Source organism: Sphingomonas sp. (genome assembly GCF_048595155.1).
In the GTDB taxonomy this organism is placed as follows: Bacteria; Pseudomonadota; Alphaproteobacteria; order Sphingomonadales; family Sphingomonadaceae; genus Sphingomonas_I.
Map to the genome: position 1 here is coordinate 25,970 of NZ_JBMDXN010000107.1, position 21,407 is coordinate 47,376.

The 21,407-nt window shown below is 63.2% G+C and carries 19 protein-coding genes and 1 tRNA gene; 8 read left to right on the forward strand and 12 right to left on the reverse strand.

Annotated features, from left to right (window positions below):
• The first annotated feature begins 48 nt into the window (after window positions 1-48).
• The gene (locus tag ACOJSI_RS17280) at window positions 49-1,341 is read left to right on the forward strand and encodes an MFS transporter (RefSeq protein WP_420139549.1); all 1,293 of its coding nucleotides are present in this window, start codon (window positions 49-51) and stop codon (window positions 1,339-1,341) included.
• Window positions 1,342-1,440: 99 nt separating this feature from the next.
• Here the strand turns inward: ACOJSI_RS17280 and ACOJSI_RS17285 are convergent, their stop codons facing one another.
• Window positions 1,441-1,830, reverse strand: coding sequence for a hypothetical protein (locus ACOJSI_RS17285; protein ID WP_420139550.1), 390 nt, complete (start codon window positions 1,828-1,830; stop codon window positions 1,441-1,443).
• Between the two features lie 214 nt (window positions 1,831-2,044).
• On the opposite strand from ACOJSI_RS17285, the gene ACOJSI_RS17290 reads away from it, so the two are divergent.
• From ACOJSI_RS17290 to xylA, 3 genes are read left to right on the forward strand one after another with little or no spacing between them, the layout of a single operon-like run.
• Window positions 2,045-3,154, forward strand: coding sequence for a glycoside hydrolase family 43 protein (locus tag ACOJSI_RS17290; RefSeq protein ID WP_420139551.1), 1,110 nt, complete (start codon window positions 2,045-2,047; stop codon window positions 3,152-3,154).
• A gap of 12 nt (window positions 3,155-3,166) precedes the next feature.
• Window positions 3,167-4,621: a xylulokinase gene (gene xylB, locus ACOJSI_RS17295; protein WP_420139552.1), complete on the forward strand. Its 1,455-nt coding sequence runs from the start codon at window positions 3,167-3,169 to the stop codon at window positions 4,619-4,621.
• Entirely contained in the window at window positions 4,621-5,940 is a 1,320-nt protein-coding gene (xylA, locus tag ACOJSI_RS17300) for a xylose isomerase (RefSeq protein ID WP_420139553.1), read from the forward strand. Before xylB ends, xylA begins: the two co-directional genes overlap by 1 nt.
• 53 nt (window positions 5,941-5,993) lie before the next feature.
• On the opposite strand, the gene ACOJSI_RS17305 is transcribed toward xylA, so the two are convergent.
• The 9 genes from ACOJSI_RS17305 to glmU form a co-directional block, all read right to left on the reverse strand.
• Window positions 5,994-6,500: a GNAT family N-acetyltransferase gene (locus ACOJSI_RS17305; protein ID WP_420139554.1), complete on the reverse strand. Its 507-nt coding sequence runs from the start codon at window positions 6,498-6,500 to the stop codon at window positions 5,994-5,996.
• Entirely contained in the window at window positions 6,485-7,660 is a 1,176-nt protein-coding gene (locus ACOJSI_RS17310) for a CaiB/BaiF CoA transferase family protein (RefSeq protein ID WP_420139555.1), read from the reverse strand. Before ACOJSI_RS17310 ends, ACOJSI_RS17305 begins: the two co-directional genes overlap by 16 nt.
• Window positions 7,661-7,753: 93 nt before the next feature.
• Window positions 7,754-7,828, reverse strand: a tRNA-Val gene (locus ACOJSI_RS17315).
• A gap of 153 nt (window positions 7,829-7,981) precedes the next feature.
• Complete coding sequence (locus tag ACOJSI_RS17320) at window positions 7,982-8,254, reverse strand: HU family DNA-binding protein (protein ID WP_420139556.1); 273 nt, start codon at window positions 8,252-8,254, stop codon at window positions 7,982-7,984.
• 92 nt (window positions 8,255-8,346) lie between these two features.
• Complete coding sequence (gene lon, locus ACOJSI_RS17325) at window positions 8,347-10,758, reverse strand: endopeptidase La (RefSeq protein ID WP_420139557.1); 2,412 nt, start codon at window positions 10,756-10,758, stop codon at window positions 8,347-8,349.
• 64 nt (window positions 10,759-10,822) lie between these two features.
• The gene (locus tag ACOJSI_RS17330; protein ID WP_420139558.1) at window positions 10,823-11,803 is read right to left on the reverse strand and encodes an aspartyl protease family protein; all 981 of its coding nucleotides are present in this window, start codon (window positions 11,801-11,803) and stop codon (window positions 10,823-10,825) included.
• 97 nt (window positions 11,804-11,900) lie between these two features.
• On the reverse strand, window positions 11,901-13,274 hold the full coding sequence (locus ACOJSI_RS17335; protein WP_420139559.1) for a carbohydrate porin: 1,374 nt from the start codon (window positions 13,272-13,274) through the stop codon (window positions 11,901-11,903).
• Window positions 13,275-13,322: 48 nt separating this feature from the next.
• A complete protein-coding gene (gene glmS, locus ACOJSI_RS17340) occupies window positions 13,323-15,146 on the reverse strand; it encodes a glutamine--fructose-6-phosphate transaminase (isomerizing) (protein ID WP_420139560.1) in 1,824 nt (607 codons plus the stop codon).
• Window positions 15,147-15,221: 75 nt separating this feature from the next.
• On the reverse strand, window positions 15,222-16,562 hold the full coding sequence (gene glmU, locus ACOJSI_RS17345; protein ID WP_420139561.1) for a bifunctional UDP-N-acetylglucosamine diphosphorylase/glucosamine-1-phosphate N-acetyltransferase GlmU: 1,341 nt from the start codon (window positions 16,560-16,562) through the stop codon (window positions 15,222-15,224).
• 41 nt (window positions 16,563-16,603) lie between these two features.
• Here glmU and gph point away from each other — a divergent pair, with 41 nt between their 5' ends.
• The 4 genes from gph to phoB are packed head-to-tail and all read left to right on the forward strand — an operon-like array spanning window position 16,604 to window position 19,795.
• On the forward strand, window positions 16,604-17,287 hold the full coding sequence (gene gph / locus ACOJSI_RS17350; protein WP_420139562.1) for a phosphoglycolate phosphatase: 684 nt from the start codon (window positions 16,604-16,606) through the stop codon (window positions 17,285-17,287).
• A gap of 1 nt (window position 17,288) precedes the next feature.
• On the forward strand, window positions 17,289-18,347 hold the full coding sequence (locus ACOJSI_RS17355) for a sensor histidine kinase (protein WP_420139563.1): 1,059 nt from the start codon (window positions 17,289-17,291) through the stop codon (window positions 18,345-18,347).
• A 43-nt stretch (window positions 18,348-18,390) separates the two neighbouring features.
• Entirely contained in the window at window positions 18,391-19,092 is a 702-nt protein-coding gene (gene phoU, locus ACOJSI_RS17360; RefSeq protein ID WP_420139564.1) for a phosphate signaling complex protein PhoU, read from the forward strand.
• A 4-nt stretch (window positions 19,093-19,096) separates the two neighbouring features.
• The gene (gene phoB / locus ACOJSI_RS17365) at window positions 19,097-19,795 is read left to right on the forward strand and encodes a phosphate regulon transcriptional regulator PhoB (protein ID WP_420139565.1); all 699 of its coding nucleotides are present in this window, start codon (window positions 19,097-19,099) and stop codon (window positions 19,793-19,795) included.
• 317 nt (window positions 19,796-20,112) lie between these two features.
• Here the strand turns inward: phoB and ACOJSI_RS17370 are convergent, their stop codons facing one another.
• On the reverse strand, window positions 20,113-20,451 hold the full coding sequence (locus ACOJSI_RS17370; RefSeq protein ID WP_420139566.1) for a DUF2794 domain-containing protein: 339 nt from the start codon (window positions 20,449-20,451) through the stop codon (window positions 20,113-20,115).
• Window positions 20,451-21,149, reverse strand: coding sequence for a serine O-acetyltransferase EpsC (epsC, locus tag ACOJSI_RS17375; RefSeq protein ID WP_420139567.1), 699 nt, complete (start codon window positions 21,147-21,149; stop codon window positions 20,451-20,453). The genes ACOJSI_RS17370 and epsC overlap by 1 nt, the downstream gene beginning before the upstream one ends.
• Between the last annotated feature and the right edge of the window lie 258 nt (window positions 21,150-21,407).

Sequence of the window (21,407 nt, forward strand, 5' to 3'; positions counted from 1 at the left end):
ATGGGGCCCAACCGTGAGAAAAAACAGCGACGCACATAGCGCCCTCCGATGATTCCATCGTTCCGGCTTTTAGGCAAACGCCGCTTTCTGCCGCTCTTTGCGACGCAGTTTTTAGGCGCGTTCAACGACAACCTGTTCAAGCAGGCGATGGTTCTCTTCGCGACCTACTCGATCTATTCGGACGCGAAGAAGGAAGCGGCGTTCAACGCAATCGCGACCGGGCTGTTCATCCTGCCCTTCTTCCTTCTGTCCGCACTTTCCGGCCAATTGGCGGACAGCCACGACAAAGCGCGGATCGTGCGCATCATCAAGACCGCCGAGATCGCGATCATGATCGTGGGCGCCGCTGGCCTGCTGTTCGCGTCGGTTCCCCTGATGTTGGGGGCTGTGCTCGCGATGGGCGCCCATTCGACCTTCTTCGGGCCGATCAAATATGCGATTCTGCCCCAGCATCTGCGGCGGGGTGAGGTGCTCGGCGGCACCGGCCTGGTCGAAGCCGGTACCTATATCGCCATTCTGGGCGGAACAATCCTGGCCGGCCTGATCGATCCGCGGCTGGCGGCGATCCTGGTCCTTGCCGTCGCCGCCATCGGCTGGCTGACCGCGCGGGAGATCCCGCCGGCCCCCGCCTCTGGCGAAAGCCCGCCGATCGATCTGCACATCATCCGCGCATCGATCACGCTTGTTTCTGCGACGATGCACATACCGCGGCTGTTCCTCGCTATCCTCTCGATCAGCTTTTTCTGGATGATCGGCGCCGTGCTGGTGATCGAATTTCCGCCCTTGGTGAAGAATGTGTTCACCGCCGACAAACAGGTGGCCAGCCTCTTCCTGGCCATCTTCTCGATCGGCGTGGCGATCGGATCCGTCCTGATCAACCGCCTGCTCGCGGGCCGCGTGTCGGCGCGCTATGCGCCCGCATCCGTCATTGCGATGGCGGGGTTCGTGCTGCTGATGACATTCGCCGCGCATCGGTGGGAACCCGCCGCCGATGGCATCTTATATTCCTTCCGCGATTTTGCGACACATCCTGATGCGCCTTTGGTCGCTCTCGCGCTCCTGGGCGTTTCAGTCACCGGGGGCATGTTCGTGGTACCGCTGTACGCCTTCCTCACTACGACCGTCGAAAGCGATCATACCGCGCGGACCGTCGCCGCGAACAATATCGTCAATTCGGGTGCGATGGTCGTCGGCGCAGTGGGCGCGGTGACTTTGGCGGCCGTGGGCGTATCGGTCATCCAAGCTCTCACCGCCGTGGCGGTGATGTGCCTGGGCGCCGCGGCGATATCCTGGCGCCTTCACCGCGCCTGCGACGGCGTACGCTGTTCGGAAACGATGTAACGGCGTTTGCCGGCTTGCCGTACGGCCACTCATCCGCTTGGCCGGCTAAACATAGTGCAATTGAACGATCCAGGCCCAACGCCTGGATCGCCCGACATCCTACTTTTTCTTGCCGCCGAAAATGGCCGCGACGGATGCCGCAACCACCGCAAAGATGCCGGCACCGGCCGCAGCCTTCTTCACGCTGACGGGCGAGCTCGCCTTGGCGTTAGCCTTGCTGGCAGCCGGTTTCGTCTTGGCGGCGGGACGCACAGCAGCCGTCTTCGCGACCGTTCGCGGCCGGGTCGCCTTGGCCGTCGTTCCACTGCCCTTCGACGCGCGCGAAGCGCTTGCACGGGGTTTGGATGCAGGTTTCCCCGCCGGCTTGGAAGCGGCAGCCGGCGTCTCCGTCGACCCGGCAGCCTTGCGCGCCGCCGGCTTTGCAGCAGGCTTCGTTTTCGCCTTGGGGGCGGCAGCAGGCTCGCTGCCTTCGGTCGGGGTATCTGCCATGCGCCATCTCCGTCCAGGTAAACTTGCCCTTGAACCGACGCGGCACCGAACGGTTCCGAAACGATCATCTGCAGATTCGCCATTCTGGCATAGGAACCGCTTGATCGGTGCGAAGCGGCGGTTATTGGTAGCGCTATCAGCCGATTGCCGCACAGACGGCGAAGGCACGTTGCGTCCATCAACGGGCGTCGCGAAATCGTCGAGAGGAGGATAGATGCTGTATTCGAAGATGATGTGGGCGGCGCTTGCCGGCACGATGCTGGCCGGTCCGACAGTGACTGCCAGCGCTGCTGCTCCAGTCGTTCCCCAGGTATCGCCAGAAGGAAAGCGTTATGTTTCGCAGCCGCTGGTGACGGAGATTTACACGGCGGACCCGTCCGCACACGTCTTCAACAACAAGATCTACGTCTATCCTTCGCATGACGTGCCGACCGACATTCCCAATGACGATCTCGGCAACCAATATGCGATGCACGATTATCGCGTTCTGGAAATGGATCATGTCGGTGCGCCGGTGAAGATCGGACCCGTCGCGCTGGACGTGAAGGACGTGCCCTGGGCATCTCAGCAGATGTGGGCCCCCGATGCGGCTTACCGCAACGGCACCTATTATCTGTTCTTCCCGGCGCGCGACAAGAACCTCGATCCGCGCGGCCTGGGTCAGTTCAAAATCGGCGTTGCGACATCGAAGAACCCAATGGGTCCTTTCAAAGCAGAGCCGGAGCCGATCACGGGCGCCTATTCCATGGACCCCGCCGTCTTTATCGACGATGACAATCAGGCCTATCTCTATTTCGGCGGCATTTGGGGCGGCCAGCTGCAGCGCTGGACCACGGGCAAATTTGATCCGAACGGCACCGACACGGATCTTCAGCAAGACGACAAGCCAGCCATATCGGGCAAGGTCGCGCGGCTGACGCCGGATCTGAAGCAGCTCGCCGAAGCGCCGCGCGACGCCGTGATCGTCGATCAGAACGGCAAGCCTGTACTAGGCGGCGATCATGAAAAGCGGTTCTTCGAAGCGTCGTGGGTCTTCAAAAAAGACGGTAAATATTATTACACCTACTCCACGGGCGATACGCACTTCCTGAATTATGCGATCGGCACCAATCCCTATGGTCCGTTCACCTATACCGGCCATATCCTTAAGCCTGTTCAAGGTTGGACGACCCACCATTCGATCATTCAGAAGGATGGCAAGTGGTGGCTGTTCTATGCCGACACGCAGATCTCCAACAAGAACCACCTGCGCAACGTGAAGGTGACCGAGCTTAAGTTCAATCCGGACGGCACGATCCAGACCATCAACCCCTTCGTCGATTAAGGATCGCGCTGCATGTTTCTGGGTATCGACATCGGTACGTCCGGTGTGAAGGCCGTGGTAATCGCGGCAGACGGCAGCGTCGCCGGACAGGGAAATGCGGCCCTGTCCGTCTCCCGGCCCCACCCTCTCTGGTCAGAGCAGGCGCCGGAGGATTGGTGGGCGGCAACCGAGGCTGCCGTGCGCGCGATCGATCCGGCCGTGCGGCGCTCCGTACGCGGCATCGGCATTGCGGGCCAAATGCATGGCGCTACCTTGCTGGACGCTGCGGACAAGCCGCTGCGTCCGGCAATTCTGTGGAACGACGGTCGCTCCTATCAGGAGTGCGAGGAACTGACCGCCGCCGTCCCGGCGCTCCAGGCTATCACCGGCAACCTTGCCATGCCGGGCTTCACGGCGCCCAAGCTGGCCTGGGTGCGCAAGCATGAGCCGGAAATCTTCGATCAGGTTCGCACCGTCCTGCTGCCGAAAGATTATGTCCGCCTGCGGATGACAGGCGATAAGGCGTCGGACATGTCGGACAGCGCCGGCACGATCTGGCTGGACGTCGCAAAGCGCGACTGGAGCGATGCGTTGCTGGCGGCAACCGGACTGAGCCGAGATCATATGCCCCGCTTGTTCGAAGGATCGGACATTGCCGGAACATTGCGGTCCGAGGTTGCCGAAAACTGGGGCATGGCAGCTGTACCGGTCGTCGGCGGCGGTGGCGATAATGCCGCTGGCGCCATCGGCGTGGGTGTCGTCGCGGATGGCGATGCGCTTCTGTCGCTGGGTACGTCCGGGGTTATCTTCATCGCGACGGAGGCGTTCCGCCCGAACCCGGCGCGAGCAGTCCATGCCTTCTGCCATGCCTTGCCCAACATGTGGCATCAGATGTCGGTTCATCTGAGTGCCGCATCCTGCATCGACTGGGTTGCGCGCATCACGGGAGCGGCCAATGCGCCCGAGTTGTTCAGCCGGGCGGAAAGCACCGGGCCGGCACGCGGGAAGGAAGTATTTCTTCCTTACCTTTCCGGCGAGCGCACCCCGCATAATGATGCGCTCGTCCGTGGCGCATTCCTCAACCTCGACAATGACACGAGCGCAGGAACATTGGCGCAGGCCGTCTTGGAGGGCGTTGCTTTCGCGTTGGCGGATGGTCTGGATGCCCTGCGCGACGCGGGCACTCGCGTCTCCCAATTGGCCGTAATCGGCGGCGGTGCCCGCTCGGCTTACTGGGGCAGGATCATCAGTGCGGCAATGGAAACCCCGCTCGTCTATCTGCGCGGCGGCGAAGTCGGTCCAGCGCTGGGCGCCGCTCGCCTGGCGCAGGTAGCGGTCGATCAGGGCGATCCGCGGACAATCTGCGCTCCGCCGCCGGTCGAACGCGTGATCCAGCCGGATCCGGCGGACGTCGCGCTACTCGCGCCCAAGAAACACGCTTTCAAAGAAGCCTATCCCCACATCAGCCCGAAAATGAGAGGCCAGTAATGTCAACCCAACCCACCTATTTCGCAGAGATCGCTCCGATCACCTTCAAGGGGCCGGACTCGACCGACGAGCTCTCCTACCGCTTCTACGACAAGAACCGCGTCGTGATGGGCAAGACGATGGAGGATCATCTCCGCTTCGCTGTTTGCTTCTGGCACACCTTCTCCTGGCCCGGTGCCGACATCTTCGGCGCTGGCACGTTCAGCCGCCCGTGGCTGGCAGGCCAGATGGACAGTGCGGCCGCCGCCTGGAAGCGCCGTGAGGGCTTCGACTTCATCCAGAAGCTCGACGTGCCCTTCTATTGCTTCCACGACGTCGACGTGATGGCGGTCGCGACGAACGCCGCGGAGCATCAGAAGTACCTGGCCGAGGCAGTCGACGATCTGGAACGTCTGCAGGGCGAGACCGGTCGCAAGCTGCTGTGGGGTACCGCCAACCTGTTCAGCCATCCGCGCTTCGCCGCGGGCGGCGCGACCAACCCCGATCCGGAGGTGTTCGCGTTCGGCGCGATGCAGGTCCGCGGCGCGCTGGAGGCGACGCACCGGCTGGGTGGCAGCAACTACGTCCTGTGGGGCGGCCGCGAGGGGTATGAAACGGTGCTCAACACCGATCTCAAGAAGGAGCTGGATCAGCTCGGCCGCTTCCTCAACCTCGTCGTCGAGCACAAGCACAAGATCGGCTTCAACGGCACGATCCTGATCGAACCCAAGCCGCACGAGCCGACCAAGCATCAATATGATTTCGATACGGCGACCGTATACGGTTTCCTGAAGCGCTACGGCCTGGAGAACGAGGTCAAGGTCAACATCGAAGCGAACCACGCGACGCTGGCCGGCCACACGTTCGAGCACGAACTGGCGATGGCGAACGCGCTCGGCATCTTCGGCTCGATCGACGCCAACCGCGGCGACCATCAGAATGGCTGGGACACGGATCAATTCCCGAATTCGGTCGAGGAAATGACGCTGGCGATGCTGGAAGTGATCCGCGCCGGCGGTTTCACCGACGGCGGCTTCAACTTCGACTCCAAGGTGCGCCGTCAGAGCGTCGATGCCGCCGACCTGTTCTATGGCCATGTCGGCGCGATCGACGTCATCGCCAAGGGCCTGCTCAACGCTGCCGCACTGGTCGAGGATGGCCGTCTCGATGCGTTCAAGAAGGCGCGTTATGCCGGCTGGGACGGCGAAGTCGGCAAGGTCGCGACCAGCGGCTCCCTGGCGGAGGTCGCCGACCTCGCGCTGTCGAAGAACCTCAACCCGCAGCCCAAGTCCGGTGGCCAGGAGCGGCTGGAAAATCTGATCAACCGCTTCTGCTACTGATCGACATGTAAAAGAAACGCCGGTCGGCTTGGCGCCGGCCGGCGTTTTCGTGTTCAGGCGAGCCGGGCCATGGCGATATCGTCCTCAATTCGGCCATCCGGCAGGCGCACGCGACCTCTGAAGCAGCCCTCCCTCACGAAGCCCAGCTTCTCGTAGAGCGCAATCGCTCGCCCGTTTCCGGATCGGGTCATCAGTTCGACCCGCGTAATGCCGAGGGCCGTCGTCGCCTCAAACAGGGCACTAAACAGCGCAGCACCGATCCCCTGCCCCTGCGCTGCCGGATCGACCGCGACCGTCAGATCGGTGAGCACGTGCGCAAACTGGCGCGGCCCTATCGGCAGCGCGCGGATCACACCGACCATCCGCCCCTCCCTGAACGCGCCGAGTGCCACGCCGCCGTTCAAGGCCTTGGCGATATTGCCGGCGACATAGTCCAACGACAGCTCGTCCGGTCGGCGAGCCAACCCGCTCTCGGGGGATGCCGCAACCGCCCGATAAAGCGCGAATACGGCTTCCGCGTCATCCAGGTGGAGCGCGCGCAGCGTCAGCCGCGCAACCATGCCGTGTCCGCCAGGATGTCCGCCTGATGCTCACCCACGGCTGGCGAGGGCCGGGTGTGCGCAGCTGGAACGCCGTCGATGACGAGCGGCGTCCGCACGCCGGGAACTATACCACTCTCCGCATCGGCCGAAGTAAGATCGAGCCGCATACCACGATGGCGGACCTGCGGATCATCGAACGCCTGCGCGATCGTATTGATCGGCCCGGCGGGGACTGACGCGTCTTCAAGCGCGCTCAGCAACGCGTCGCGGTGGAAGCGCAGCGTGAGTGCAGAGAGCCTTCCGATCAGCGCCGCGCGATTGGCAACCCGCTGAGGGTTTGTCGCAAATTCGGGATCTGTGCCAAGCGCGGATTCGCCGAGCACGTCGCACAGGCGCCGATACTGCCCATCATTGCCGACCGCGATCACGATGTGCCCGTCGATGACGGGAAACACCTCGTAAGGCACGATGCTCGGATGCGCATTGCCGAGCCGGCCCGGCGCCGTTCCGGAGACGAGATAGTTGAGCGCTTGATTGGCGAGTACGCCGACCTGGCTGTCCATCAGCGCGCAATCGATCCACGCTCCCTGCCCGGTCTCGTCCCGGCGTCGAAGCGCCGCGAGGATACCGATCGTCGCGTAGAGACCGGAAAAGATGTCCGCCATGGCGAAGCCGGTCTTCGTCGGCGGCCCGTCGGGATCACCGGTGATCGACATCGCACCGGCCATGCCCTGGATCAGGAAATCATAGCCCGCACGTGCCGCATAGGGCCCGTCCTGTCCGAAACCGGTGATCGAGGCGTACACAAGCCGCGGATTGATCCTGGCGAGGCTTTCATAATCCAGCCCGTATTTGGCAAGCCCGCCGACTTTGAAGTTTTCGATAAGCACGTCCGCCGAGGCGGCTAGCCGCTCGACCAGCGCGCGGCCTTCCGCCGTGGTGAAATCGGCCACGATGGACCGCTTGCCGCGATTGCAAGCGTGGAAGTACGCTGCGGACAGATCCCCGCCGTCCGCACCCTTCACAAAGGGGGGGCCCCACCGGCGCGTATCGTCCCCTTCCGGGCTTTCCACCTTGATCACGTCGGCGCCCAGATCGGCAAGCGTCTGGCCTGCCCAGGGGCCTGCCAGGATCCGCGCCAGCTCCAGCACCTTCAGGCCTTGCAGCGGTCCCGCCATCAGCCTTCCTCCCCATTCCTGCCCGAGGGCTGCGCGTGCGCGGCCCTGAAACGAGAAAGCCCCGGCGGGCCGTGCGGCCGCCGGGGCTTGATCTGGTGGGCGCAGCAGGGATTGAACCTGCGACCCCTGCCGTGTGAAGGCAGTGCTCTACCGCTGAGCTATGCGCCCGTTCGCTGCCGGTTACCGGGCCGCGAACGCTATGTCCAGAGCGGTGCTCTCATACGCACCCGACCATCGCAGGCGGAAGAGCAGCGTCCTGCCAGTCTCCGGCTTTCCGGCCAAGCCCGTGCGGCTCCCCGCAGCTAAAGCAGCTGGCGTGGGCTAGTTGACCGAATCCTTCAGCACCTTACCGGGCCGGAATTTGGGCTGACTCGTGGCTTTGATGTTCATCGGCTCACCCGTTCGCGGGTTGCGGCCCACAGACGCCTTCCGGCGGCTTACGGAGAAATTGCCAAAGCCCACCATGCGGACTTCTTCACCCTTCTTCAGCTGCGCGATGATCGTCTCGATCAGCGATTCGACAGCTTTGGCGGCATCATTGCGCGCCAGCCCCGTTTGATCCGCGACTGCCGCGATCAGCTCCTGCTTGTTCATTAATTCCCCCTTTCCGCCAGCTTAGCCCGACGAACGCAAGCGCTCATCTAATGCCAAGCCGGCGGGGTGAGTCAAAGGAAAGCTGGTGCGTTTTAGTGTCTTGCGACGCTCGCGCCGGGTTCGGTACCGATCTGTGCGAGCGGCGGTTCCGTCGCCAATTCGTCCGCTTCTGTCCATTCGATCGGCACGATCGGCTGAGCCAGTGCGCGAACAAGCACGTCGTCGACATGGCTGACCGGCACGATTTCCAGGCCCTCCCGAATATTCGACGGAATATCCGCAAGGTCCTTCTCGTTTTCCGCCGGGATCAGCACTGTGGTGATGCCACCGCGGAGCGCCGCCAACAGCTTCTCCTTCAAGCCGCCGATCGGGAGAACGCGTCCACGTAGCGTGACTTCGCCGGTCATGGCGACTTCGCGCCGCACCGGGATGCCGGTCAAGGTGGAGATCAGCGCCGTCACCATACCGATACCGGCGGACGGACCGTCTTTGGGCACAGCCCCTTCGGGCAAGTGGATATGGACATCCTTACGCGCAAAGATGCTCGGCTTGATGCCATAGATCGGCGCACGGGCACGCAGGAACGACCAGGCGGCCTGAACCGACTCCTGCATGACTTCGCCAAGCTTGCCCGTGGTTTTGACATGCCCCTTGCCAGGCACCGTCACGGCTTCGATCGTCAGCAACTCGCCGCCGACCTCGGTCCAGGCGAGACCGGTCACAGCACCGATCTGATCCTCTTCCTCGGACACCCCGAACCGATGCTTCCGGATCCCGGCATAGTCGCCGAGATTATCCGGCGTGATCGTGACCGACCCTTCCTTGTTCTCGAGGATCTTGCGGAGCGCCTTGCGCGCCAGCTTGGCGATCTCGCGCTCCAGCGTGCGAACGCCGGCTTCGCGCGTATAATAACGGATCAGGTCGCGTAGCGCCTCGTCCGTCAGCACGAACTCCTCGGGCTTCAGACCATGCGCATCGATCTGCTTCTGAAGCAGGTGCTTCTTCGCGATCTCGACCTTCTCATCCTCGGTGTAGCCTTCCAGGCGGATGATCTCCATCCGGTCGAGCAACGGCTGCGGGAGGTTGAGCGAGTTCGCGGTCGTGACGAACATCACATCCGACAGATCGACATCGATCTCCAGATAATGGTCCTGGAACTTGTTATTCTGTTCCGGATCCAGCACCTCGAGCAGGGCCGACGCGGGATCGCCGCGATAATCCTGCCCGAGCTTGTCGATCTCGTCGAGAAGGAACAGCGGGTTGGAGGTGCCAGCCTTCTTCAGGTTCGACACGATCTTGCCCGGGAGCGATCCGATATAGGTACGGCGATGGCCGCGGATCTCGGCTTCGTCCCGAACGCCGCCCAGCGACTGCCGGATGAACTCACGCCCCGTCGCCTTGGCGATCGAGCGGCCGAGCGAGGTCTTGCCGACCCCGGGAGGACCGACCAGGCACAAGATCGGACCCTTGAGCTTGTTGGTGCGCGCCTGGACCGCCAGATATTCGACGATCCGATCCTTCACCTTCTCCAGCGCATAATGGTCTTCGTCCAGCACCGCCTGAGCGGCAGCGATGTCCTTCTTGATCTTGGACTTCTTGCCCCACGGCAGGCCGAGCAGCACGTCCAGATAATTGCGCACCACCGTGGCTTCAGCCGACATCGGCGCCATCGTCCGCAACTTCTTAACCTCTGCGGTCGCCTTGGCGCGCGCTTCCTTGGAGAGCTTGGTGTTGGCGATCTTCTGGGTCAGCTCGGCGATCTCGTCGCCGCCTTCCTCACCTTCGCTCGTGCCAAGCTCGCGCTGGATCGCCTTCAACTGCTCGTTGAGGTAATATTCGCGCTGCGTTTTCTCCATCTGGCGCTTCACGCGGCTGCGGATCTTCTTCTCGACCTGCAGCGCACCGAGTTCGCCCTCCATGAAGGCGAACGCCATTTCCAGCCGCTTGGCCGGATCGCTCTCGACCAGCATCGCCTGCTTGTCGGAGACCTTGACGGAAATATTGCCGGCAACCGCATCAGCCAAGCGCGCCGGGTCCTCAATCTCCGCCAACTGGCCGGGCAGTTCGTCCGGCAGCTTGCGGTTGAGTTGGGCATAACGCTCGAACTGATCGGAGACCGACCGCATGAGCGCCTTGATGTCATCGGAATTCGGATCTGCCTCGCCATCGCCGAGCAATTCGATCTCGGCCGTCAAATGGGTCGCCACCGCTTGCAGGCGGGTCATGCGGGCACGCTGCTTGCCTTCGACGAGCACGCGGACGGTGCCGTCCGGCAGTTTCAGCAGCTGCAGCACGGTGGCGGTCACGCCGACGTCGAACAGCGCATCGGCATCGGGATCATCCTCGGCAGGATCGATCTGCGAAACCAGGAAAATGGTCTTGTCCGCCGCCATCGCGCTTTCCAGCGCGGCGACCGACTTGTCGCGTCCCACGAAGAGCGGGACGATCATCTGCGGGAATACAACGATGTCGCGCAGCGGCAGTACGGGAAAAGCTTCGGTCATGAACACTCCGGCGCCGCGATCAATGGCGGCAACTGTTCACCATATGGTATCTATCGCGGGGCGATCAACGGCTCGTGCGGCGCATCGAAAAGCGGACGCGCCGGCGCCGGAAGTCCAGGGACACGCGGGCAAATCCCTCCAGCACATCGGTACCCAGCATGATTGCAGGCTCGTTTTGCAGGCCGAAGAGCTTGAAGGGGGGAACATCCACGAAGGCGATCGTCACCCCACGGAACAGGATTGATCCAATCTTGAGTTCCGGCACCTGGATTAAATCGGCGATAAAGGATTCGCCGGTCACGCTCATCAGTGTTGCCGTTCGGAACGGCAGCTTGCTGCGGCGCATAAGCTTGGCACGCAGCGCGCTGTTGCCCACAGTGATTTCCGTGCCGGTATCAATCACGGCGGCGACGTTCGTGCCGCCGGCGAGCGCCTGCGTCAGGATAAGCTGCCCTTTGCGCCGTCGTGCAACGACAACGACCTCGTCGGGTCCAGCTTTCAGGTTCGACCCGTGCGTGTCCTGAACGGTGACCCGCTTACGCTCGAAATCGATGTTAAGCCGCTGATCCGCCAAGGCGTCGATGCCGACGAGGCCCTGGGCGGCGAGGAAGCGTTCCGGCAACGGCGGCGCCGCGATGTCGCGAACTTCGCTACTGCCGACCCGCAGCCGATCGATACGGACCGTTGGCGTCAACTTCGCCCCGCTCATGCTGTTCAACATCACGGCAGGTCCGAGCGGTAGACCAAGTCGCTGCGCCAGCGCCTCGCCGACCACGGTACGATCGGCTCCGCTGTCAACGAAGAAGTTGAACGGGCCTTGGCCGTTAACCTCAACCCCGATCAGCATGCGGGTGTTGATCTGCTTGGCGGCCACGCTGTCGCCGGTAACCTCCAGCGCATCATCGATCGTCGCAGGCTTGATGAAAGGCTGTTCCGCGGCGGTGGTCGCCGGCGCCTGCTGGGCTGCCGCAGCGCCGCTTACCAGAACGGCAATCAGGGATGCGATCGCGCGGCGCATGGCGCCCGCCCATACCGATCGGATCATCCGCATCTCCCTCCTCTCGCGGCCGCTTTGCACGGCCTGCAGATACGTCATGCACCTTCGCGCGCCCGCCGAACAGATGCTCGTCGGGTCGATTACGCTAAAGCGTGAGCGCACCTTTTAGACCGATCACGCCCACATCGTCCGCTCGACGATAGCCGCCTGGATGATGAACCCACTGAAGGTTAGGGCGCAGTTCCAGCCAACTGCGCGGGTGAAAACCGTAATAGACTTCCGCCGCATATTCTGAACCCTGCGTCGGCTGCGCCAGCAGTCGCTCACGATCGGCGACGCGATCATTGACATGGGTGCGGGCGATGCCGAGCCCGAACACGTCCTCGGTGAACCAAGGGATCAGACCGCGATAGAAAAGGCCGAGCGCCACTTGGCTGTCTACAACCGAGGTCTGCCGGTCGGATTGAGTAGCGTTCGCGAACACACTCAGACCGCGCTCCGTTTTGCCATCCTTCGAACTTCCGGTCAGCTGCTGCTGGATATTCACCCAGACGCCGCTGCGGGAAGAACGCTGCAACATCGTGTCGCCGGCCAAGATAGCGGGCTGGCGACGCTGATTCAGCAGCACATCGGGGGCGTTGCTCGTGCTGATCCAACCCCCAACCTTGAACGAGCCGATCGGCCCATTCGATGCGGCGCCCCGAACGAGGCCAATTTCCACAGGCACCAACACCCCGTCCGCGCCATGGAAATGCCATTCCAGAAAACCGCGGTCGAGATTGCGCGGGTTCTGCTCATAGGCGGCTGCCTGGACGTAGATTTTACCTAAATTCACGCGCGCCCGCGCACCCCATTGGCTAATCGGCCAATTATACCAATAGTCACCCGCAATATTGCCTGGCTGCGAACCGCAGAAGGACAGATTTTGGAAGGAACAGGAAAAGGCAGCAAAATCCTCGCCGGGGGCCGTGCGTCCCAGCTTCAGGTCGACCTGATCGCCCGCCAGCATCTGCTCGTACCAGAATTGGGTCAGGCGGATCGTCTGACCTCTGCCGTAGACTTCCTGCACTTGCTGAAGGACGCCCAAGCCCGCATGCTGGCCAAGATCATGGCCACGGCGATAGGTGACGGTTCCCTGCACGGATCCACCATTCAACCCGATCAGCTTCTTGAGGTCAATCAGCGCACCGATATCAAGCTGGCCGGTCTCGGTGATCGCCTTACGGCGGCCGCCGGTATAATTCAGTGCCGTCTCGGAGGCGTAACGTGCGGTCACGCCGATCCCGCGATCCGCCAGGAATTCCTTCAGTCCGAACCAGTCGCCCGCCAGACCGGGCGGCGGCGGCCGCTGCGTATCGGCCTGTTCGTTGGCCGGCGACATATCGCCGCTGCGTTTGCGCTGCGCCCGCTCGCGCAAGCGCACGTGATCGTCAGACTGTGCGCTGTCGTTACCCGGTGGTGCCGCGATCGACCGGCTTGCGCCAGGTATCACAGCCGCCAGCACCGCAGCGCACGCCAACGCGCGTCTCCACTCTGCCCCCCGCATCATGCCCCTATGATCCCGCCGTCATTCCACCGTGACGCTCTTGGCCAAGTTACGCGGCTGATCAACGTCCGTGCCCTTCAGCACGGCGACATGGTAAGCCAGTAATTGGACTGGAATGGCGTAGACGAGCGGAGCGATCAGCGGATGCACCTTCGGCATGGTGATGGTCGCAAGGCAGCCGTCGCCGGCCGCGGCGATGCCGTCATAGTCCGAGATCAACACCACCTTGCCGCCGCGTGCCTGTACTTCCTGCATGTTGGACACGGTCTTGTCGAACAAAGGCCCCGAGGGAGCGATGACGATGATCGGCACGGCTTCGTCGATTAGCGCGATCGGCCCATGCTTCATCTCGCCCGCGGCATAGCCTTCGGCATGGATATAGCTGATTTCCTTCAGCTTGAGCGCGCCTTCCAACGCCAGTGGGTAATCCGGGCCGCGCCCCAAATAGAGCACATCACGGGCGGCGGCGATGTGATGGGCCATCTGCTCGATCGCCTCGTCGTAGGCGAGCGCGCCGTTGAGCGCCGCAGGAGCCTCGGCGAGATGGCGAACGATCACGCGCTCCTGATCATGGCTCAGACGGCCCTTCGCTCGCGCCAGGTTGACGGCCAATGCCGCCAACACCGCCAGCTGACAGGTGAAGGCCTTCGTCGAGGCTACGCCAATTTCCGGCCCCGCATGGGTCGATAGCAGCAGATCGGCTTCGCGCGCCATGGTCGAGGTGGGCACGTTTACGACAACCGCGATCTTCTGCCCCTCGGTGCGTGCGTGACGGAGCGCCGCCAGCGTATCCGCCGTTTCCCCCGACTGGCTGATGAACAGGGCAAGCCCACCCGGCTCCATTACTGGCGAGCGATACCGAAATTCGCTGGCCACATCGACGTCGACCGGAACGCGGGCAAATTGCTCGAACCAATATTTCGCAACCATGCCGGCGTAGAAAGACGTTCCGCACGCGACGATCGTGATGCGCTTCACCGAAGCCAGATCGAAATCCTCGGTCGGCATGGATACCTGCTCTTCCAGCCGGCGCAGGTAGGATCGCAGCGTCTGAGCGACGACGATCGGCTGCTCATAAATCTCCTTGAGCATGAAGTGGCGGTGGTTGCCCTTCGTAAGCTCCACGTCCATCGCCCCAGACTCGACGATCGCACGATCGACCGGTTGATCCAGAGCATCGAAGATCTGCGCGCCATCCCGCGTGATGACGACCCAATCGCCCTCTTCGAGATAGCAGATGCGCTGGGTGAGCGGCGCCAGCGCCAGCGCGTCAGAGCCGAGATATGTCTCGCCCTCGCCATAGCCGACAACGAGCGGCGAGCCGAGGCGGGCGCCGATCAGCAGATCGGGATATTCACGGAAGAGGATGGCGAGCGCGAACGCCCCGTGAAGCCGCTTCAAAACGGAAGCAACGGCGGCCGCAGGCTCCGCACCGGCCTCGACCTGCTCAGATACCAGATGCGCGACCACCTCCGTGTCGGTCTGGCTGGTGAAGACGCGCCCGCGCGCCTGCAATTCCTCGCGCAGCGCCTTGAAGTTCTCGATGATGCCGTTGTGAACGACCGCGACATGGCCGGTCGCATGCGGATGCGCATTGTCCTCGGTCGGCGCGCCGTGCGTCGCCCAGCGGGTATGCGCAATGCCGGTGCGGCCAGGCAGTGGCTCCTCCCGCAAAACCGCAGCCAGATTGTCAAGCTTGCCCGGTGCGCGGCGACGATCGATCACCCCGTCGTGATCGGTCGCGATGCCCGCGGAATCATAACCGCGATATTCCAACCGTCGCAGCCCGCTCAGCAGCCGCTCGCAGACCTCTTCCTTGCCGACGATACCGATGATGCCGCACACGACGTTATGCTCCCTTCAAACAACCGCGCAGCCCCAAGCGCTTAGTCCGGTTGCACAAAGCTGAATAGACGCAGGTCAGCCCTTCCTGCTGCGCTCCCGAAAACGCAGCGCCCAGCCATCGCGATTTGTCTGTGCACCGCGCGCCACGGCCAGTGCATCGGCCGGCACGTTGTTCGTGACGACCGAGCCAGCCGCCACGATCGCGCCATCGCCGATCGAGACCGGGGCTACGAGGGCGCTGTTCGATCCGATGAAGGCTCGTTCGCCAATCTGCGTGCGATATTTACCGAAGCCGTCGTAATTACAGGTGATGGTGCCCGCACCGATATTCGTACCGGCGCCGACATCCGCATCGCCGATATAGGTCAGGTGATTGGCCTTCGCTCCCTGCCCAAGCCGGGCCTTCTTGATCTCCACGAAATTGCCGACATGCGCATTCTCGCCAATGTCGGCGCCCGGTCGCAGCCGCGCATAAGGGCCGATGATCGCGCCGCTCCCGACGCTGGCATCCTCGATATGGCAGAAGGCGTGAATGGTGACCTTGTCGGCCACCTTCACACCGGGCCCGAAAACGACATTCTGGCCGATCGTGACATCCCGTCCGATCACCGTGTCCCAAGAGAACCACACCGTTTCGGGCACCAGCAAGCTTGCCCCTTCCTCCATCGCGCGTGCGCGCCGACGTTTCTGCCAGATTGCTTCGACATCGGCGAGTTCGGCGCGGCTGTTGACGCCTGCCACTTCATCGGCGTCAGTTTCGATGACCGCCGAATGCCGCCCCTCCTCGCCGGCGAGCATCACGATGTCGGGCAGATAATATTCGCCTGCGGCATTCTCATTCCCAACCCGATCGAGCAGCCGCCATGCGTCAGACGCGCGCACCGCCATCAGGCCCGAATTGCACAAAGTCTCCGCGCGTTCGGCAGCGCTTGCATCCTTATGTTCGACCATCTTCAGGATGCGCCCCTGATCGGCGATGATGCGGCCGTACCGCAGCGTATCGGCCGGGCGGAAGCCGAGCACGACGACTGCCGGCGCATCCGGCGCGTGCAGCCTGGCCACCATACGCGCCATCGTTTCGCTCGATACCAGCGGCACGTCGCCATACAGGATCAGCACATCCCCTTCGAACCCCGCCAAGGCCGATTGTGCCTGCGATACGGCATGTGCCGTGCCGAGTTGCTCGGCCTGCACCGCCACCTCCAGCCCGAGCGGCGTGGCAAAGGCCGCCACCTGCTGGCGGCCTGCCCCGGTGACGATCACGGTTCGCACCGCGCCAAGGCTTTGAACTGCATCGATCAGATGCCCCAGCATCGGCTTGCCCGCGAGGGGATGGAGGACCTTGTGCAGATCGGATTTCATTCGGGTGCCCTTGCCGGCGGCAAGGATGATGGCGGCAAGAGGCGTGTCGTTCATATTCCAATCTCTGCCATGTTCCGCTTGCGCAGGCCATATCCATGGCTATGGGCGCGGCCATGGGCCGGATTGCGTTCGACATCGTCATCTTCGACCTGGACGGCACGCTGGTGGATACGGCCGCCGATCTGACCGCGGCGCTCAACCACAGCCTCGCCTCACTCGGCAGACAGCCGCTTTCCGAAAGGGCTGTGCGCGGCATGGTCGGGCGTGGCGTGCGCACGTTACTGCACCGCGGCCTGGCGGCGACAGGAGACACCAGCGAAGCGCTCGTCGATACGGCGATGCCGATCTTCCTGGACTATTATGAGCGTCATATCGCTGACCATTCATCGCCCTACCCTGGGGTCGAGCAGGCGCTGACCGCGCTCGACGACGAAGGGATGACATTGGCGATCTGCACCAACAAACCCGAAGCCCTCGCCCGGCAACTCGTTGCCGCCTGCGGTTGGGAAGATCGGTTCGCGACCATCATCGGTGGGGATACACTGCCGGTACGCAAACCTGATCCCGCGCCTGTACGGGAAGCTACCGCGCGGGCCGGCGGAGGACGGGCGGTGTTCGTCGGCGACTCGATCAGCGATACCGATGCGGCCCGCGCGGCGGGAATGCCGTGCATCGCGCTCACCTTCGGCTTCTCCGATCGTCCACCGGAAGAATTGGGCGCTACGATCCTGATCGATCATTTCGATGCCTTGCTGCCGGCGCTGGAGCGGCTGGGTTAAGATGGCGCTGCCGCGCTTCACCCGCCTGGGCTCGGGCCCGATCGCGGAGAGCAAACCGGCCCCGGAAGATCCGTCCCACGATCTGATCGAGGCAGTGGCGGAGCCGCTACTGCTATTGGACGGCTTTCACATCAGCCATGCCAACAGCGCCGCGCGCACGCTGCTGGGCGAGCATATTGTCGGCGATTATGTCCGCCTCGCGCTCCGTCACCCTGCAGCAGCGCCGGTCTTGAGCGGTGACGAGGACGGCCCGGTCACGCTGAATGGCCTCGGTGGTCATGAGCGGCTGTGGGAGTTGACTGCGGGGACGATCCGTCCGGGACGGCGCCTGCTGCGCCTGACCGATCGCAGCGCCCAGCGCGCGGCCGAGCAGATGCGGGTCGATTTCGTTGCCAATGCCAGCCATGAACTGCGCACGCCGCTCGCATCCCTGATCGGCTTTATCGAGACTCTTGAGGAAGCCAACGGTCCGGAAGATGCCGCGACGCGCCTTCGTTTCCTGTCCATCATGGAGAAGGAAGCGCGGCGGATGCAGCGCCTGATCGACGACTTGATGTCGCTCTCGCGGATCGAGGCTGATCGGTATTTTCTCCCCAAGGATCTCGTCAACCTTGCGGCCCTGCTGCGCGAAGTATCGGACGAGTTCCGGCCGCGCCGTGACGGAGACCGATTGTCGATCTCCTCACCACCCAAGGTGGCGGTGATCGGTGACCGCGGCCAGCTCCATCAACTGATGCACAACATCATCAGCAATGCCTTCAAATATGGTGGAGAGGGCAAGCCGGTGCGCGCAGTGCTGACGATGACGCCCGATCTTGCCCAGTTCAGCGTGGCCGATGAGGGCGATGGCATTGGGCCAGAACATTTGCCGCGCCTGACCGAACGCTTCTATCGGGCCGATCCGGGCCGCAGCCGCGCCATCGGCGGAACGGGCTTAGGGCTGGCGATCGTCAAGCACATCGTCGAACGCCACCGCGGCAAACTCGACATTGCGAGCACTGTCGGTGAAGGCACCACGGTCACCGTAGAGCTTCCCCTGGCCCCGCCATCGGTGTCATAAAAGTGACGCGGATCTGCCGCATTGGGCCTCCCAGGAGTGCAGAATGGCGACCAGCGGGCATACAGTTAAGGCGTTCGACGAGGATCTCGGCGAATTGCGCGCGCTCGTCGCCGAGATGGGCGGACTTGCCGAGGCCGCGATCGACGGGGCAGTCCAAGCCTTGATCCGCCGCGATGCCGAAGCCGCGTCCCAGATCGTCGAAGCGGACAAGCGCATCGATGAGCTGGAAAATGAGGTCGAACGCCGCGTCGTTCGGCTGATCGCGCTACGCGCCCCACTCGCCGATGACCTGCGCGAAGTGATTGCGGCGCTGAAGATCGCGGGCGTCGTCGAACGGATCGGCGACTATGCCAAGAATATCGCGAAGCGCGTTCCGCTGTTGCAGGATATGCGCGGCATCGAACCGCTCGCCATCCTCCCCGCCATGGCGCGGGCGACGTCGGAGATGGTGCACGACGTGCTCAACGCCTTCGCAGCGCGCAACGCAGAGGGCGCGCGGGACGTGAGCATTCGCGATCGCGAAGTTGACGATCTCTATGACAGCCTGTTTCGCGCCCTGCTGACCTATATGATGGAAAACCCCAGCAATATCGGCGCCTCCACGCACTTGTTGTTCATCGCGAAGAACATTGAGCGGATCGGAGATCACGCAACCAACGCTGCCGAGATGATCTATTATGCCGCAACCGGCGAACAAATGCCCGAACGCGCGCGAGGTGCCGATGCGTTGGCTCCCGCTGTCTGAAGCCATGGCTGGAGCACGCATCCTTCTCGTCGAGGACGACGAAGCACTCGCCGAGTTGCTGACGTGGCATTTGCGCCGCGAAGGTCATGTCGTGGAGCGTACGGCCGACGGCGAGGAGGCGCTGCTCCTGGCTGCCGAAGGGCCGCCGGACATCGTGTTGCTCGACTGGATGATCGAAGGCCTGTCCGGCATCGAAGTATGCCGCAGGCTGCGCCGCGCCGGCCATTCGGCCAACGTCCCGATCATCATGCTAACGGCCCGGGGCGAGGAAGAGGACCGCATTCGCGGGCTGGAAACCGGTGCCGACGATTATGTTACCAAGCCGTTCAGCCCGCGCGAGCTGGTCGCCCGCGTCGCCGCCGTGCTGCGTCGCGTCCGTCCGGCGCTGGCCGGCGAACGACTGACCTATTCGGGCATCGAAATGGATATTGCCGATCACAAGGTGCGCCGCGATGGCGTCGCGCTGGCGCTCGGCCCAACCGAATTTCGGCTTCTGCGGCACTTCATGGAGCATCCGGGCCGCGTCTTTTCCCGCGAACGCCTGCTGGATTCTGTCTGGGGGCGCGACAGCGACATCGAACCGCGCACCGTGGACGTGCATATCCGCCGGCTCCGCAAGGCGATCAACCTAGGAGATCAGCCCGATCTGATCCGCACCGTTCGGTCGGCCGGTTACGCGCTTGACGCTGAGGGCACAGCCTGAAGTAGGCAGTATATTTCTCAAGCAATACACGCCTGTTATCTCTCCGGTCACAGGGGAGAATGCCGGATATACAGCGTATCCGATATCGAGGCAGCCGTGGCCAGCGGTGCGATCACACCCGCTGCCGCCGCAGCGCTTGTCATCGGTTCGGCTCTGCTGCTGTCGGCCTTTTGGCACAATGCTCGCATGATCGCGGTCAGAAGCCTGCCGGAACGGCTTCAGGCAAGGCTGCCGGCCGCCGCGAACCGCGTGCTCCAAGTCACGCTGCAGGCCGCGCCCCGCTGGCTGATCGGCAGGACAGGCGGGCGCCCCCGCCGCTATTCTTCCACCAGCTTGAGCAGCTTCCGCTCGACCGGTGCGAGCACGGGGCCGAGTTCATGGCCGCGCTTCAGGATCGCACCATTCTCTCCGATCAACGCCCATTCGCCTTGGCGCTGGCGAAGGGCGGGACGCTTTTCGATGCGATATTCCGGCCGCTCCGCGGCCCGGCGGAAGCAGGCGAAAACGGCCGCATCCTTGCCGAACTGGATCGCATAGTCGCGCCACCGCCCTGCGGCGACCATTCGGCCATACAGATCAAGGATGCGCTGAAGCTCGGCCCGGTCGAACGCCACCTGGATAGGTGCCTGCGACGGAAAAGGTGTGACGATCCCCATCAGGCGGACTGGCGGTCCGTCGAACTGGCGGCGCTCGCCGCCTCACGCTCGTCGATGATTTTGGCGAGCTTACCGCGTAAGGTTTCAACCTCGCATTTCAGCAATTCCAGTTGCTGGGTCTGCGGATCGAACCGCTCGGTGCACGGCGTTCCATAGGGGACGAAGCTGTTGAACGTCTCGGCATCGATCAGGGTCGGCCGCGCCGGAATGCCGACCATCGTCGCGCCTTCCGGTACGTCGCGCGTCACCACCGCATTCGCGCCGATCCGCGCGCCACGCCCCACCATGATCGGACCCAGCACCTGCGCGCCCGAACCGATGATGACATCATCCGCGATCAGGGGATGGCGCTGGCCGCCAACCCCGTCAGCGGGATTTGTGCCACCAAGGGTGACATTCTGGTAGATCGTGACGTTGTTGCCGATCTTGGCCGTCTCTCCAATCACCGTGAAGCCGTGATCGATAAAGAAATTCTGTCCAATCTGCGCGCCGGGGTGGATGTCGATAGCCGTGAAGAAGCGCGACAGATGGTTCACCAGGCGGGCGAGGAAATAGAGTTCGCCGTTGAATAGCCAGTGGGCAAGGCGATGCAGTCCGAGCGCAAGCACGCCGGGATAAAGCAGTATCTCCCAGCGCGAGCGGGGCGCCGGATCGCGCGCCTTGATCGAATCGAGGTAAGCGATGAGTTCTCGCTTCATGCTTTCGTGACTCCCTGAAGACGGGATTTAGGAGCCACCCGGCCTTTTTGCCATAGGTGCGCTCATGCCGCCTTGAGAACTTAACAGCTCATACATTTTCAAACGCCGCTGCAGGTCACTAGGTCCCGTAGGAATGCGGCTACGCGCTGGCGTGCCGCATCCACGGTCGCTGAAGGTCGCAAATGTTCACCCCCATGGGAAAGCCCAACATTCCGTAACCAGGCTCACCTCCAGCGCGCGGCGAAAAGCCGATACCGC

Coding starts and splice junctions, on each gene's coding strand:
- ACOJSI_RS17280 (WP_420139549.1), top strand. CDS start 49: ATGATTCCATCGTTCCGGCTTTTAGGCAAACGCCGCTTTCTGCCGCTC.
- ACOJSI_RS17285 (WP_420139550.1), bottom strand. CDS start 1,830: ATGGCAGATACCCCGACCGAAGGCAGCGAGCCTGCTGCCGCCCCCAAG.
- ACOJSI_RS17290 (WP_420139551.1), top strand. CDS start 2,045: ATGCTGTATTCGAAGATGATGTGGGCGGCGCTTGCCGGCACGATGCTG.
- xylB (WP_420139552.1), top strand. CDS start 3,167: ATGTTTCTGGGTATCGACATCGGTACGTCCGGTGTGAAGGCCGTGGTA.
- xylA (WP_420139553.1), top strand. CDS start 4,621: ATGTCAACCCAACCCACCTATTTCGCAGAGATCGCTCCGATCACCTTC.
- ACOJSI_RS17305 (WP_420139554.1), bottom strand. CDS start 6,500: ATGGTTGCGCGGCTGACGCTGCGCGCGCTCCACCTGGATGACGCGGAA.
- ACOJSI_RS17310 (WP_420139555.1), bottom strand. CDS start 7,660: ATGGCGGGACCGCTGCAAGGCCTGAAGGTGCTGGAGCTGGCGCGGATC.
- ACOJSI_RS17320 (WP_420139556.1), bottom strand. CDS start 8,254: ATGAACAAGCAGGAGCTGATCGCGGCAGTCGCGGATCAAACGGGGCTG.
- lon (WP_420139557.1), bottom strand. CDS start 10,758: ATGACCGAAGCTTTTCCCGTACTGCCGCTGCGCGACATCGTTGTATTC.
- ACOJSI_RS17330 (WP_420139558.1), bottom strand. CDS start 11,803: ATGATCCGATCGGTATGGGCGGGCGCCATGCGCCGCGCGATCGCATCC.
- glmU (WP_420139561.1), bottom strand. CDS start 16,562: ATGAACGACACGCCTCTTGCCGCCATCATCCTTGCCGCCGGCAAGGGC.
- gph (WP_420139562.1), top strand. CDS start 16,604: ATGGCTATGGGCGCGGCCATGGGCCGGATTGCGTTCGACATCGTCATC.
- ACOJSI_RS17355 (WP_420139563.1), top strand. CDS start 17,289: ATGGCGCTGCCGCGCTTCACCCGCCTGGGCTCGGGCCCGATCGCGGAG.
- phoU (WP_420139564.1), top strand. CDS start 18,391: ATGGCGACCAGCGGGCATACAGTTAAGGCGTTCGACGAGGATCTCGGC.
- phoB (WP_420139565.1), top strand. CDS start 19,097: ATGGCTGGAGCACGCATCCTTCTCGTCGAGGACGACGAAGCACTCGCC.
- ACOJSI_RS17370 (WP_420139566.1), bottom strand. CDS start 20,451: ATGGGGATCGTCACACCTTTTCCGTCGCAGGCACCTATCCAGGTGGCG.
- epsC (WP_420139567.1), bottom strand. CDS start 21,149: ATGAAGCGAGAACTCATCGCTTACCTCGATTCGATCAAGGCGCGCGAT.